This is a genomic window from Arthrobacter sp. UNCCL28, from assembly GCF_900102805.1.
In the GTDB taxonomy this organism is placed as follows: Bacteria; Actinomycetota; Actinomycetes; order Actinomycetales; family Micrococcaceae; genus Arthrobacter; species Arthrobacter nicotinovorans_A.
This window is the reverse complement of record NZ_FMWE01000002.1, coordinates 680,681-693,575: the sequence shown is the minus strand read 5'-3', so window position 1 is coordinate 693,575 and position 12,895 is coordinate 680,681. Positions and strand designations below refer to the sequence as shown.

The window sequence follows — 12,895 nt, the reverse complement described above, 5'->3', positions numbered from 1 at the left end:
AATGGTGCTTGGTAAGCAGGTGCGACTGTTCCTGGTTGATGGAACCCCCGGAGGAATGCTGACGGCGGAGATCATGAACTGGACTGGTCATATCATGGCCGCCGGCAGATCTGATTTACCGGAGCTGCTGAAACGTGATGAGGTGAAACGCACAGGGGTGTACCTGCTTTTAGGCGATGATCCCAATGACTCGTACTCTAACGCTATATACATTGGAGAAGCTGACGAGGTCGGAGAGCGGCTCCGCATCCATAGCCGATCAGAGGATAAAGGCGGCAAAGACTTCTGGAACAGAGCCATTATTCTGACCAGTAAGGATGCAAACCTCACTAAGGCCCACGCCAGGTATCTTGAGAGCCGTTTCATCTCTATTGCCAAGGTCGCTGGGCGTTCCTTTGTGACCAACGGTACGGCTCCGGTACCCCTCCCGCTACCCGAGGCGGATGTCTCAGACATGGAGCAATTTATTGAGCACGCACGGATAGTCCTGCCAGTCTTGGGCGTTGACGCTCTGCGCGCCGTTCCGACCCTTGCAAGCCTTGAGCCCGCCTCTACGGGCTCAGCTTCTAAGTCGCCGGTATTCGAGATGACAGTAAGCAGCGAGGGGATCCTAGCTCGGGCACAAGAGACCGATAACGAATTCGTTGTCCTGGCGGAATCCACGGCCCGAAACGGTTGGGTTGGATCCACTCCCGGCTACTCGAAGCTTCATGAAGTCCTTGTTTCTGATGGGGTTTTGGTCCCAAACGGCTCGAATCTCGCATTCTCGAAGGACTACGTGTTCAAGAGTCCTAGTGCGGCTGCAGCTGTGGTCGCAGGGAGGGCCACCAATGGACGGGTGACTTGGAAAGACCCTTCCACAGGGCTGACGTATGGGCAGTGGCAGGAGCACGGGGTGGAGGATGCCCGATCTGTAGAAAGTGGCGTCGATTGTCCTTCTTTGATCGAGCAGCAGAGCGACCTGCCCTAATTTTCGCAGGTACCGCCTACGTTCCGTTGAAACGCATGCCCGCCGCCGAAGAGCGCGCTCTCGGGCCTCGGTTCAGAGAAAGGTACCTTTTGCATAGCTATGCTTGCCCAAATGACCTGGCGTTCATTGTCGCGGATGTCCAGGGGTGGACTCGAAGGGACTTTTCTTGTCGAACGAATCAATCTTGCTGTTCTTGCATGGTGTGGGAAGTGGCGACCAGGAGGACCACTGGATGGTCGGGCTGACGCAATCTCTGGAACGGCTCGGCTACCCCAATTTGGAGTCGCTGCGCGTCATAGCCCCTAAATATGCGCATGCACTAAAAGGCTCAGACGAACCGTGCCAGCTGCCGGGTCTGACCATCAAGCAGCCTCTTCGGGAGGCGGCCAAAAAGAACCGCCGCGAATTCGAGCGTCGAATCGGAGCCCTGGAGTACAGACTCGGCCGTCACGATAGAGGGAGCGGCTACTTTGGCGGTGACGTCGCGGTCAATGCCTCAGTCGAGTTGCCACTTTTTCGGCAAGCGCACAACTACCTGAATAATCCGAAAATTCGAGCTCAGGTTCTGGACCGCATTCTAGGCAAACTTCCGGAGTCAGGGAGGCTAGTGATCGTGGGGCACAGCTTGGGTTCGGTTATCGCGGCCGACATCGTCCGGCGTTTGCCTGTGGGCCTTGAGGTGGCTGGCATGGTCACGATCGGGAGCCCCCTGGCGAACGGTGCCTTCGACATGGATAAACTTCGCGACACGCTGAGTGAGCCGCCGACGAATTTGGCATGGTGGGTGAACTTCTGGAATGTCGCTGACCCTGTGGCAGCCCACCGTGGCGTGTCGTCCGCTTTTCCGTGGATGATTGATTTTCGGATTAACACCAAGGCGCTGCCATTCACCGCTCATGCGGCAGCCGAGTATCTGGCGAATGACGCCGTGGCGGCCGCCATCGGCTTCGCCCTTTACGGGTCCAAAACTACAGAAGTTGCGCAGGCAGGTAGGGGGCTGGACATTCCATTGGACGCCACAGAGCACTTCGCACTCCTGGCCTTGCGGTACGCCTACCTGATGAAGACACGCCTGGAAGGCGAACGAAAAGATCGCTTTGCGGGGGCCCTTCGGCAAGTGCAGGCGGCCGCCGTCGAAGACATCAGGAAACGAAACCTCCGCGAAGGCAGGGCGATGCCATCAGAAGTTGCCAGACTCGAATTCGACGTTTCCGATCCAGAGACTCCAGTACCCGAGCCGCTTCCGAGCAGTCACATCACGAAAGAGGATGCAGTTGTCCTTCTGACGGTGCTTGCGGCAGAAAATGTCATACGCCCCTTCGAGATCTCGATCCCCAGAAAGCTATGGCAGGAAGCCATGGAGGACCTCGCCGCTGAAATGGGGCTGGGAGGCCAGTACGGCGCAGACGTGTTCGTAGCGGCAAAGAATTCGCAAGACGCACTCAGTGGCAGTCGTGGGGTCAATTGGATCAAGTGGGGCGCCCTCGGCGCGGGCGCGGCAGCCATAGTCGTCGCGACCGGTGGCTTGGCGCTCGCTGCCGCACCGGGCCTTGCAGGAGCGGCAGTGATCACGAGCGCGTTAGCCAGTTTCGGCCCCGGCGGAATGATTGGCGGCCTGCTCACTGCGGGCACACTCGTTACGGCCGGCGGTGGCGGCATTGCATATGGACTAGCCAGTCCTGGAACCACGGCTGAAACTCTTGTCGGCGTTATTGAGCGCCGGCTCGCAGCAGCAATTCTGCGCCAGCGGCAGCATCTCGATCCTGACGAAGGTCTCTGGGCGGTCCTCGTAGAAACCGAAATAGAGGTGCGGCGAGAGCACGAGCGGCTTGATGAGTTTTCTGATGCGTCGGCACCTGCGCTCAAGGAGCTGAAACGGAAGATTGAAGCCATCGAGCGGGCGCTGAAATACCTTACTGACCACGGCTTGGAGCCTCGCGCCGATTCTCCTCAGGAGGACGAGTACCCAACAGCAGCTTTCTCCGAGAGGGAACCTTGGTTTTCTAAACAGGGAGGGTGACCGGCCTCAAACGCGGCACAGACCGTCACTACCCATCCGAAGTCTTTGATGGGCGTGAGCCGTTAGGCTTCATGGACGACATCGTAAGGGGAACGATTCTGAAGATGACTACTGCACGTAAGCTCCGCGTTTTGAACATTTCCGCCACAGTCCTGCTGGTGACCGTTGTGACTCTGCAATCCACCCAAGTGATCAGCATGTTCTGGGGCATGGCGCTCCTGGTATTCATCGGGGTCCCGACGACGGTCCTTTGGGTGATCCTTGAGCGGCGCCTGGGCGCCGAGAAGATGAGGGACGGGGCGTAACTGGTCAGACTGTCACGTTGCGGCGACCGTCCCGGCCACGTACTCCGAGTCCAGTCCAACTCCGCCGACTATTGCTGAGTAGTGCCTCGTCAGCCATGGCAGGCCCACCACGTATAGCCCTGGGATTTCCATGACGCCTCGCGAGTGCGTTGGATAGCCCCACTCATCTATCACTGGCGTGTCAATGAAGCTGAAGTCGAGTTTGTACCCGCTGGCCCATATGACGGACGTGATGTTCGAGCCTGCCAGGTTCAGCTGAGCCGGCCCTGATGGGAGCCATTCATCGGCAGCTATGGGTTCCTGCTCTGGCGCGTCAATCCCCGCCGCCGAAATGTAAGCATCGATTGCCTTTCCGGACCTTTGCGCGAAGATCGACTCAACGGCTGCGAGGCGGTCGGCGAGGTCGTCGCTGAAGGTGATGTCGCCGTCGTCGATTGATTCCAGGTGGCCGTGCAGGTGCATGCCGCGGCGGCCGAGCTCGCGGAGGTGGATGGCATGACCGCCGTCGGTACCCGAGAGCAGTGGGTTCGGCGCGAAGCGGGCGGCGGGGGAGGGGAGCGCTTCCCGGGTGAGGGCGTTGACGCCGAACTCGGGGCCGTGCTTGCCGGTTTCGAGCATCCAGTAGATGAGGTCCTGGCCGCGGTACCTGCGGGGTGCTTCGGGGACGATTGAGACGGAGAGATGGACTTCGCGGCCGGCGGCGTGGAGCTCCTCGGCGATTTGCCCGCCTGACTGACCGGTACCGACTATCAGCACGGCGCCCTCCGGAAGTTGCTCAGGATTGCGGTATTCGTGCGTGTGGAGTTGTGTCACGCCGGCGGGGAGCATGGCGGACAGGGCAGGGATCTTGGGGACTTGGTACGCACCGGTCGCGAGGACCACGTTCTTGGCCCGCAGGTTCCCGAGCGATGTCGCAAGATTGAAGGCTCCGTCCGACGCAGGGGATAGCCGGGTCACGTCCACGCCCGTGTGGACGGGAGCGGCGATGAGCTCTGCGTAGCGCCTGAAGAGGTTGACGACAGCGATGCGTGAGATGAACGCATCCCGGTCCTCGCCGTCGTACGGCATGCCGGGGAGGTCCAGTGCGAGGTTCGGGGTGTTCATGTAGAAGCTGTCCCAGCGGTCCTGGAAGGCCCCGCCCAGGGAATCGCGTCGTTCCAGGAGCTGATGCTCGACGCCGAATTGCGTGAGCCAGTAGCTCGTCGTGAGGCCGGCTTGGCCTGCGCCGATGATGACCGTATCCAGGGTCGGTCCCATGGGGTGAACTGTACGCTTGCAGTCCACTTCAGGACAGGTCGCGGGCGGTCAGATACGACGAGTCTTTCGGGGGTCCCGCGAATTCCATTCGTCAGACGAGAAGAAATCCCTCAATCCCGCTTCCGCACCCCCTGCCAAGTCCGGTTCTTGCCCTGACAGGTCGAACAGCGGCAGGTAGCCCTTCTGTTTGGCTATGTAATTGGCGACTTCCAAGGGAGGTTCGTCGGTCCCCGAAACGGATTCGCCTTGAATCAGCCGTTCCGCGATGAGTTCACAGCCGGAGGCCTGGATGATGACCACCAGTTCAAAGTCCCTCAACCCATGGTTGATCCAGATGCTCTTCAGCTGGAGAGGGCCATAGGTTGTTTCCCCCGCCCGGTATTCAGTGCTGGCCATGCTCACCTGCTTCCAAGTCTCGGCTGTAAGAACACTCTGCCCTACTAGTGGTCTGGAACCCTGCAAACTGGTCTGATTACACCGTCCAGACCGCCCTGCGGAAAACAACCACTGGATAAATATTTCCCAGCACTAGCTATCTGCTCAGAACTCTGTAGACTTGACGGTGTTGTTGTGTTTGGCATTTGGTAGTTCAGGCAGTCCCCACGGTCCCTCTGGATCGTGACCTTCTGAAGTAACGGTGGAGAACACCCCACACCGGAGACCCGAAAGTCGGGAGCATCTCCACCTTCAGTAAGGACTGAAAAAATGGCTACAGGTACCGTGAAATGGTTCAACTCCGAAAAGGGCTTCGGCTTCATCTCTCCTGAAGATGGCAGCCAGGACGTTTTCGCTCACTACTCTGCGATCAACTCCTCGGGCTACCGCTCCCTCGAAGAGAACCAGAAGGTTTCCTTCGACGTCGAGCAGGGCCCCAAGGGTCCCCAGGCAGTAAACATCCAGGCTATCTAGTCTTCGGATAACAAAGAAGCAGGGCCGGTCATTGACCGGCCCTGCTTTTGTTTGCCCTCCCACAGGTGTGGGTTATACGAACTTCGACATCCGCGACCAGGCCGCCGTCGAAACGAGCGCCGCCAACACCAAGACCACCACGGACAGCAAGACCCCGAGCTCAGTCCACACTGGAAAAGGCGCACGTGGGTTAAATCCGCCCCAGTAGTTGAAGACGCCTTCCGCCGCCGCCGTAAGGATGTTGCGGGGATCATAGGGTCCGGCGAACGGCAGCAGCAGGAGCAATGCGCTGGCGGCCAAGCAAGGGATCAGCATGCTCCTGGCCACGAGCCCAGTAAAGAGTCCTAACAAACCAAATCCGACGGCTACAGCACTGGCGAACGCGATCTGAACGATGGGGTTGGCAGCACCGGCGTCATTGACTGGATAGATGAAGTCGTGGCTATTGCCCTGTAGGAAGAGTGCCCTCAGTACTGGCGCTGCACCCCAGCTCAGTAAGGCAGCCAGTACCACGGCCGCCACTGAAACCAACGCGATTACTGCCACCTTCCCTGCGACGTAGGCCGCAGCGCCCTGAGCAAGAATTCGATCCTTCAGAATCCGCCGGCGAGCATCGCCCACGGCTGTCCCGCATCCATGGATGAAGAAGAGCAGTGGGATAACCAGGAAAGTGATCATCTCCAGTCCTGTGCCAATAGCATGAGTACCCTCCAGTGCGCGGTTGGCGAAGTAGGCGGCCTCGTAGTCAAAGCGGAGGGGATTGTCCACGACTCGTTGGGCGCCTTGGATGAGGACGTTATTGGGTTGTTCCATGGCGGCGCCTAAAGTCAGGCCATTTTCCGAAGCGTGTGCCTCCGAGGTATGCAGCCTAGACAGTGTCGCCTTGACGTTGCTGATGCTCCCGGCGAAGGCGAAGACAAGCGAGGCTGCCAGGCCGCCGATGGGCAGAACCAAAGCCTTGCTCCAGAGCTGGTAACGGAGTTCTGTTCGCAAGGATCGCAGATACTTGTTCATTGAACGAGTGCCCCGGGTTCCCGGTCGAGTCGGACTTTCCCTCGGCGGATGGTGAAGCTGGAAGAGGCAAGATCTCCGTAAGCGGAATAGTCATGATCAACGACCATGACACAAGTGCTCGCTTCAGCGGATTCAAGCGCTTGGCGAAGCGCACGCCTCCCATGCTCATCAAGGCCTGCGTTCGGCTCGTCCAGCAGGATGCATGGCCGGCCACTTGCGAACGCCGCTGCCAGCTTGAGTTTCTTTCGCTGCCCCAACGAGTAGGTGGAAGATCTCCGATTCAGCAGATCGCGGCTGAGGAATGTCCTGATGATCGGATGGGCAAGGGCCAGGCGGCGGGGGATGTCCAGGAGAGCGCTGAGATTCTGCAGTCCCGTCAGGCGTTCATGAACGGCTGAGTCATCGAAAGCTGCGGAGACGTAATCCCGAAGGTCGCTTTTGTGCCAGGTTGCCTCTCCGGTGAACCGCTCCAGTCCCGCTAGGCACTTGAGAAGAGTGGTTTTGCCTGTTCCGTTCTCACCCCGGATGAGGTGGATTCCGGTCGACGGAACTACGAGATTGACGTTGCTGACCACGCGATGGCGGCCGTAGCTCTTGGACAGGTTGGTGATGCGCAGCATTGATCCTCATTTGTCCCCCCACAATGGAATGCCCGAGAATCACCCCTTCACGCTAACGGTTCCGGGTGATTGAGCAACACTCTCATCCTGGGAGCCGGTCCGTGTCAAATGCGATGCGACGGCGGCGCTGCCCGGTGGCGTGCCTGGGAAGGCCACCTAGAACATGTTTACTAGTCACGAAAAGATAGTTCGAATACATATCCACATAGCAAATTACACCCATGTAACTCTCGCTCAGCCCTCCGTAGCGTTGGAGGTAATCCACCCACAGAGCTGAGGGAGAATCCCATGGATCACCTGACTACCGAACAGCCCCACCACCTAGACGAGTCCCGCCACCACCTAGATTTGCCCAAATCGCCACCTAGACGGTCCCAAATCGGCCTGTGCAAGGCCGTTTTGCCACCTAGTCCCGTTTTCTCGATCTAGCCTGCGAAGTGAGCCGCATGTCGGGCATCCACAGAAACAGAAGGTTGGGTCGAGTGTTCGATTCTGAGGTCCAGCGAATCCTCGACTACGTCGCACGCGGGATCGGCGTGAGAGTCGTCGGCGCGCCGGGCAGCGGCAAGACGTCCGTAGTCCGCAGTGTCATGAGCAATCTGGAAAAGACCGGCGTAGCCGTTCACTTCATCACCGGACTGCGCACGCACCGCACCATCCCGTACGCGGCCATCAAAGGACTCGGGCTGGACTTGAGGCCGGGCCGCAGCGGAGTCTTCGACATCGCGGACGTGTTGACGAGCCAGCTGGCGACCAACGGGAAGCACCTTCTCGTCGTAGACGATCTCCACCTGGTGGACAGCGAATCGCTGGCAGTTCTGGAGGCGGTTCGACGCCGATCCACGTGCCCCATGGTGGCCACGGCGCCGGAAACCTGGGCCTTTTCCAAAGGGCAGCTGGCCATCCTGAACAACGGCCGCGAGGCACACCTGCAACTGGACCCGCTCCACTACGAGCAGGTTCACATGCTGATCGCCCACGTCCTCGGTGCCCCGGCAGACGCGGACACCACAGCCCGGATACTCACCAAATCGGCCGGCAATCCGCGCCTCATCGTGCGGATCGCCGAGACAGCATCCCTGAGCAACCTGCTGGTCATGAAGGACAAGCAGTGGGGGATGACCAGCAACACCCTCTGGAACGAGCACCTGCGGGGCACGCTCGAGTCGCTCTTGGCAGAACTAAGCGCCGATGAGTTCACAGCCCTGCACACCATGGCAATCCTCGGCACCGCCCGTGTGGACGTCCTGCAGAAAGTCATCCAGCCCGAGGCACTGGAAGGCCTTGAACGCAGGGGATTCCTCTCCGTCATGGACGATCACCACAACGGTTCCATCGCCGCCATCAGCCCTCCAGTCATCGCTGACTACTTCAGCGGAAACAAGAACCTCAGGGACCGGAAACTGCTGCGTCGAAAGATCGCCGGCGTACTGGAAGCCGTGCCGGGCGCAGAGCAGGAGAACCGGACAACGGCAGACTGCCTCGCTCGGGTCCTGGCTACCTTGCGGGCAGAAAGGGGCGACGGCGATGCCGTCACCGCCCGCCACTTCCACGACCACAGTTCCGCGAGGGAACGTATCCGCTTTGAGCGGTGGGAAGCCAACAAGAACGCCGCCAACGCCGCGTCCGTGCTCCGGATCTATTGGGGTGCCCCTGTGGACGTCCGGCGGGTGGCCCGCATCTGTGACGAAACTACAACGTCCGACGCCGATCCCAAAGACCTCCTGTTCGTCACCATTACGCGCGCGATGCTCGCGGTGCACACAGGACTTGGCCCAGGTGCCGCCGTCGACATCCTCCAAAAGTTCGCAGCCGATAACCCGCACCTTGCAGAAGAAGCCGACCACGCGGTCGCTTTCCTCAGTGCCTCGCACGGGCGGGTTCCTCTAGCCGCGCCACTCAGTGCCGTGGAACCGCAACCCTCCGGAATGGGCGCTTTGGTCCAAGGGCTGCTGGAGCTCTACCGCTTCAGGCCAGCCGCAGCATACGATGCCGTCGAAGGCCAGAATCACGACGACGCTTTCTCGCACCTCCGGCCGTTCATCCGAGGTTTTGCGATGTTTGCTTCCGGACGTGTTGAGGAATCCCTGGTCTTTGCTCTGGACTGGCGGACCGAAGCACGCAAGAACCTGGACCAATTCGGCGTGATCACCAGCAGCTACGTCGCCGCCCACGGATTGCTGTATCGCGGGCACTTTGAAGAAGCCGAGTACCTTATGAGCAGTGTCTTCGCGATGGGCCGGCCAGGCTTCGTGGTCGACGCCCTCTACGATGCGATGCTGCGCCTCGCAGGGCTCCGCCACGCAACCACTGCCACGCCGCCAGCCCTCTCGATTGCCGCGCAGGCGCGGACTGAAGTGCCCGACGTCGGACCCTTGCCTGGCATCGGAAAGGGCGCCTATGAGCTGGTTGCGCATAACAGCGCACAGCCGTCCACGTTCGACCGCAAGGCCGCGAAGCTCATCCGGCGCCAGCTGAAGAGCGGCTACGTTCTGGAAGCCTTGATGACTGCACTGCTGTGCACCTGCCTGAACCCGGGGCGTCCGGTCCTGGATCTGTTGCAGAAGATCCTGCGGGACAGCGGCGTCACGGTTCACGATCAACTCATCGGCATCGCAACCGCCGTGGTGGAAGGAGACCACAAGCTTCTCGGTCTCCTGCTGATGCACTACGAACCTGACGTCGACACCTACCAAGTGGGGATGCTTCTCCGTGGAGCCCTCAAGAGGCACGTCATAGAAGGGGACACTGCCGCTGCCGACGCCATGGCCCAGGCATCCTCCATGTTCGCCGTCAGGTTCCCGGCAGCCAACGAGCAACTCTCCTTCAACTCGTTCAGGACCACACCGCTCACAGAACGGGAGATCGAGGTGGCCGTGCTTGCGGGACACCGCACCAACGTGGAGATTGCCGAACACCTGGGCATCAGTGCACGGACCGTGGAAAACCACATCTCCAACGCCCTGCGCAAGACCGGCGCAACGTCCCGCAACGGACTCTTCATGCTCGTCGGGAATTCACTTCCGCCGCGAGGAGCCGGGATAAGCTGAAAGCAATTCTCCCAACGCCGGTCTCCGACGCCACGCCCTGAGCCCGGTCACTCAGCGTGAAGGGTTTCAGTGAACAACTCCCCGGCCTTGGCCCGGCGACTCGGTACGTTCGATGCCTCCCTCATTGGGCTGGGCTCCATGATCGGTGCAGGGGTGTTCGCAGCCTTCACCCCGGCCGCTGCTGCCGCGGGATCCGGGCTGCTCATTGGCTTGGTAATGGCCGCCTTTGTGGCCTTCTGCAACGCGACGTCCTCAGCCCAACTCGCGGCCAGATATCCGACGTCGGGCGGTACCTACGTCTACGGCCGGGAACGTCTGGGAGACTGGGCCGGATTCCTTGCCGGTTGGGGCTTCATCATCGGCAAGACCGCCAGCGCTGCGGCTATGGCCATGACCTTCGCCGCCTACGCCGCACCGCAAGGCTGGGAACGCCCGGTGGCGATTGCCGCCGTCGTACTTTTGACCGCGGTGAACTATCACGGGGTGACCCGCACCGCAGGGCTGACCCGTGTGCTGGTGATTGCGGTTCTGGCTGCCCTGGCGATTGCCGTCACCGCAGTGTGGGGTGGATCCGGTCCTGACTTCGGCGGCTTCCTGGGGCAGGGTTTGCTGGCCGAAGGCTGGTACGGGATCCTGCAATCCGCCGGGCTCCTGTTCTTCGCGTTCGCCGGGTATGCGCGGATTGCGACCATGGGCGAGGAAGTCCGTGAGCCCCAGCGCACCATTCCCCGGGCGATCGGGATCGCGTTGGGCATCACGATCCTCATTTACGCCGTCATTGCCGTGACCTTGCTGGCTGTTTTAGGGCCCTCCGGTGTTGCCGGTACGCCGACACCGCTGGCTGATGCAGTCGGCGCAGGAACGCTGGCGTGGGCAGAACCTGTTGTCCGTATCGGGGCCGCTGTCGCTTCGCTGGGTGCACTGCTGGCACTGGTTGCAGGACTCGGCCGCACCAGCCTGGCAATGGCCCGCAAACACGACCTGCCGCACTGGCTCTCCGCTGTTCACCCGAAGTACAAGGTTCCTCACAGGGCCGAGGTGACTCTCGCTGTGGTGATCTGCCTGATCATCGCCGTGGCCGATCTTCGCGGTGCCATCGGCTTCTCGTCCTTCGGCGTGCTGCTCTATTACTTGGTGGCGAATATCGCCGCTTACACCCAGCCACGTGAGGACCGGCGATACCCGAAGTTCCTGCAGGTGGCTGGAGCGATTGCCTGTGTTGTTCTCGTCGCGACGCTGCCGCCGTTGTCAGTGGGGCTGGGCGTGCTGATGTTCGTGGTGGGTATCGCCTACAGGCTCATCAGGCTGCGGGTACGCCGCTAGGCCAGTGCGCGGGCCGGCAGTGGAAGGAACCGGCGGATCGCAACCGCCGAGACTACCGCGATAACGCCAGTGAACAGCCACGGTGAGGCGGCCGCCGTCGAGGTTTGGTCAGCAAACTCGTAAAGCGGCGCCATAGCCGTGTTGCCGATCAGCACCATCGCGCCGCCGCAGCTGGCGAGGAGACCGTAATAGGCGCCGGTGGGTCGGCCGCCGGCGAAGTCGAGAACCAGCCGCATCGCCGTGGGAGTCGCGCACATGTTGCCCAGGCAGAGGCCGGTGACGAGAGCCAGGGCCGGTAAAGCCGGGAGCGAACCGATGGGTGGCTGGGTGGCCAGTATTGCGACGGCAGTGAATCCTGCGGCTTTCAGGCTGAGGCCCAAGGCCAGGGCGTTGCGCTCGCCGAATCGGCGCATGAGCTTGGCGATGGGCCACTGCAACGAAACCGTCAGCAATGACGCGTACGCGAAGACGAAACCCAGCGCGCCGGCGTCGAGGCCGCTGCGTCGCAGCTCCACCGGGAGCCCGAAGTACAGCTGGTTGTGTGCCAGCAAGCTGACGCTGAAGAAGCAGGCGAACGCGACGAAGCGCTTGTCCCGAAGGCAGGCCAGAAGTTGGTGCTTGGGGACTGCTGCGTCTGTTGGATGTCCGCGGCGGTCGGTGTGCGGCAGGAACCGCCAGAAGACGAAAGCCATCACCGCGAAGATGGCCGAGGCGACGTAGAGAGATACTTCGAAGCCGAAACCCAGGAGCAGGCTGCCGAGCAACGGGCCTGCCACGGCCCCGAATTCACCGACGATAACCAGCGACGCGAACAAGGTTGGCCGGTGCTTCCCGGATGGTTCCCGCCGTGCCTCGGCTGCGGCCACCAGGCTTTCGAGGGCCGGTGAGAACAACGCACCACCGATGCCTGTGACGATGGCTCCCGCGAGGAAGAGGCTGAAGTTGTCGGCCGCGGCTAAGAGCAGATAGCCACTCACCCGGACAATGCAGCCTGCGACCATCGTGTAGCGGGCGCCCCAGCGATCGGAGATGGCGCCGCCCGCCAGGAACATCCCTTGCTGGGCAAACGTCCGAGCTCCGAGAACGACGCCGATCACCACCGCGCTCATGGCGAAGTCGTTGGCCATGGTGAGCGCGATGAACGGCACCACAGAGTAGAACCCGATGTTGAAGATGAGCTGGCTGGAGAGCAGGAGTTTTGGGTTTGGGCTGGCTGGCCGTTCCCCTGGGTATCGGGTTGTTTGGGTGGAGCTGGTGGCAGGTTTCATGAACGGCTTTCCTTGGCGGCAGGCACGTTCGAGATTATCAATAATCGTTCTCGTTTACCCCTGTGACGACTCACGTACCCGGCTGGGCACGACTCCACCTGGGGGTAGACGGGTGGAGCCGTGCCGCAGTGCCTCCTACGCCAAAGCGGGTGGGGCTCC

General features: G+C 61.1%; 11 protein-coding genes. 6 read left to right on the top strand and 5 right to left on the bottom strand.

Annotated features, from left to right (window positions below):
• Position 1: 1 nt before the first annotated feature.
• From BLQ01_RS07715 to BLQ01_RS07705, 3 genes are all read left to right on the top strand, one after another.
• Entirely contained in the window at positions 2 to 970 is a 969-nt protein-coding gene (locus tag BLQ01_RS07715) for a GIY-YIG nuclease family protein (RefSeq protein ID WP_091550921.1), read from the top strand.
• A gap of 166 nt (positions 971 to 1,136) precedes the next feature.
• A complete protein-coding gene (locus BLQ01_RS07710; RefSeq protein WP_175493370.1) occupies positions 1,137 to 2,990 on the top strand; it encodes an alpha/beta hydrolase family protein in 1,854 nt (617 codons plus the stop codon).
• Between the two features lie 104 nt (positions 2,991 to 3,094).
• Positions 3,095 to 3,295 (top strand): hypothetical protein, encoded by a 201-nt coding sequence (locus BLQ01_RS07705; RefSeq protein WP_139183450.1) that lies wholly within the window; start codon positions 3,095 to 3,097, stop codon positions 3,293 to 3,295.
• A gap of 12 nt (positions 3,296 to 3,307) precedes the next feature.
• Here BLQ01_RS07705 and BLQ01_RS07700 read toward each other — a convergent pair whose 3' ends face one another.
• Both BLQ01_RS07700 and BLQ01_RS07695 read right to left on the bottom strand, forming a co-directional pair.
• Positions 3,308 to 4,552, bottom strand: coding sequence for a flavin-containing monooxygenase (locus BLQ01_RS07700; protein ID WP_091550915.1), 1,245 nt, complete (start codon positions 4,550 to 4,552; stop codon positions 3,308 to 3,310).
• A 48-nt stretch (positions 4,553 to 4,600) separates the two neighbouring features.
• Complete coding sequence (locus tag BLQ01_RS07695; protein WP_091550912.1) at positions 4,601 to 4,948, bottom strand: hypothetical protein; 348 nt, start codon at positions 4,946 to 4,948, stop codon at positions 4,601 to 4,603.
• Between the two features lie 309 nt (positions 4,949 to 5,257).
• Here BLQ01_RS07695 and BLQ01_RS07690 point away from each other — a divergent pair, with 309 nt between their 5' ends.
• Complete coding sequence (locus BLQ01_RS07690) at positions 5,258 to 5,461, top strand: transcription antiterminator/RNA stability regulator CspE (protein ID WP_011773907.1); 204 nt, start codon at positions 5,258 to 5,260, stop codon at positions 5,459 to 5,461.
• Between the two features lie 72 nt (positions 5,462 to 5,533).
• Here BLQ01_RS07690 and BLQ01_RS07685 read toward each other — a convergent pair whose 3' ends face one another.
• Both BLQ01_RS07685 and BLQ01_RS07680 read right to left on the bottom strand, forming a co-directional pair.
• Positions 5,534 to 6,475, bottom strand: a complete 942-nt coding sequence (locus tag BLQ01_RS07685) for a hypothetical protein (protein WP_091550910.1) — start codon at positions 6,473 to 6,475, stop codon at positions 5,534 to 5,536.
• Positions 6,472 to 7,095 (bottom strand): ABC transporter ATP-binding protein, encoded by a 624-nt coding sequence (locus BLQ01_RS07680; RefSeq protein WP_091550907.1) that lies wholly within the window; start codon positions 7,093 to 7,095, stop codon positions 6,472 to 6,474. The genes BLQ01_RS07685 and BLQ01_RS07680 overlap by 4 nt, the downstream gene beginning before the upstream one ends.
• 482 nt (positions 7,096 to 7,577) lie before the next feature.
• Between BLQ01_RS07680 and BLQ01_RS22615 the strand changes: the two genes are divergently transcribed.
• Both BLQ01_RS22615 and BLQ01_RS07670 read left to right on the top strand, forming a co-directional pair.
• On the top strand, positions 7,578 to 10,145 hold the full coding sequence (locus BLQ01_RS22615; protein ID WP_254779283.1) for a helix-turn-helix transcriptional regulator: 2,568 nt from the start codon (positions 7,578 to 7,580) through the stop codon (positions 10,143 to 10,145).
• Between the two features lie 69 nt (positions 10,146 to 10,214).
• The gene (locus BLQ01_RS07670) at positions 10,215 to 11,468 is read left to right on the top strand and encodes an APC family permease (RefSeq protein ID WP_091550904.1); all 1,254 of its coding nucleotides are present in this window, start codon (positions 10,215 to 10,217) and stop codon (positions 11,466 to 11,468) included.
• On the opposite strand, the gene BLQ01_RS07665 is transcribed toward BLQ01_RS07670, so the two are convergent.
• Positions 11,465 to 12,736: an MFS transporter gene (locus BLQ01_RS07665; RefSeq protein ID WP_091550902.1), complete on the bottom strand. Its 1,272-nt coding sequence runs from the start codon at positions 12,734 to 12,736 to the stop codon at positions 11,465 to 11,467. The two genes, BLQ01_RS07670 and BLQ01_RS07665, sit on opposite strands and share 4 nt — an antisense overlap.
• Positions 12,737 to 12,895: the final 159 nt, after the last annotated feature.

Bases quoted from the DNA above. Each gene is read 5' to 3' on its own strand.
- BLQ01_RS07715 (WP_091550921.1), top strand. From the start codon at position 2: ATGGTGCTTGGTAAGCAGGTGCGACTGTTCCTGGTTGATGGAACCCCC.
- BLQ01_RS07705 (WP_139183450.1), top strand. From the start codon at position 3,095: ATGACTACTGCACGTAAGCTCCGCGTTTTGAACATTTCCGCCACAGTC.
- BLQ01_RS07700 (WP_091550915.1), bottom strand. From the start codon at position 4,552: ATGGGACCGACCCTGGATACGGTCATCATCGGCGCAGGCCAAGCCGGC.
- BLQ01_RS07695 (WP_091550912.1), bottom strand. From the start codon at position 4,948: ATGGCCAGCACTGAATACCGGGCGGGGGAAACAACCTATGGCCCTCTC.
- BLQ01_RS07690 (WP_011773907.1), top strand. From the start codon at position 5,258: ATGGCTACAGGTACCGTGAAATGGTTCAACTCCGAAAAGGGCTTCGGC.
- BLQ01_RS07685 (WP_091550910.1), bottom strand. From the start codon at position 6,475: ATGAACAAGTATCTGCGATCCTTGCGAACAGAACTCCGTTACCAGCTC.
- BLQ01_RS07680 (WP_091550907.1), bottom strand. From the start codon at position 7,095: ATGCTGCGCATCACCAACCTGTCCAAGAGCTACGGCCGCCATCGCGTG.
- BLQ01_RS07665 (WP_091550902.1), bottom strand. From the start codon at position 12,736: ATGAAACCTGCCACCAGCTCCACCCAAACAACCCGATACCCAGGGGAA.